1 protein-coding gene is annotated in these 615 nt (G+C 59.2%); it reads right to left on the bottom strand.

Annotated features, from left to right (window positions below):
* On the bottom strand, window positions 1–615 hold a 615-nt coding region (locus F1735_RS34040; protein WP_167241467.1), incomplete at both ends, for an IS3 family transposase.

Below are 615 nucleotides of genomic sequence, written 5' to 3'. Positions count from 1 at the left end.
GTGACGCTGTGCCGGTGTAACGAATTGGATAGCGCTGTGACGGTGTTCCTCGTTGTACCAGCGCACGAACGTGCCGACCCACTGCCTTGCGGCCATGAGGCTTTCAAATGCGCCCTGCGGGTAGGCTGGGCGGTACTTGAGCGTTTTGAAGAGGCTTTCGCTGAAGGGGTTGTCATTGCTGCACGCGGGCCGACTGAAAGAAGGGACGACGCCCAGCTTTTGCAGCGTTGCAAGCATGGTGGCACCCTTCATCGGACTGCCGTTATCGGAATGCAGCACCACCTGTTTTGGCGCGATGTTTTCGCGTACACAAATATCGCGCATTACCTCGCTGGCCAGCTCGCTGCTCTCTGCTTCGTAGACCTGCCAGCCGACGACCTTGCGGCTGTAGATATCCATGAACAGGTACAGATAGAAGTAGCTCCCCATGACCGGCGTTGGCAGATAGGTGATGTCCCAGCTAAACAGTTGGCCCGGTGCCGTTGCCGCCAGCGCACGCGGCTTGTGGCGCGGTTTCGCTGGCTTTTCGGCACCTCGGTGCTTGAGCTGGTTTGCCGCTTTCAGCACGCGATAGAAGGTCGATTCCGAGGCGACGTACTCGCCCTGGTCGACCAG

It is taken from the genome of Massilia genomosp. 1, assembly GCF_011682185.1.
GTDB lineage: Bacteria > Pseudomonadota > Gammaproteobacteria > Burkholderiales > Burkholderiaceae_D > Telluria_A > Telluria_A rubra.
The sequence above is the reverse complement of the archived record's forward strand: the minus strand, read 5'-3'. Positions and strand labels throughout refer to the sequence as shown.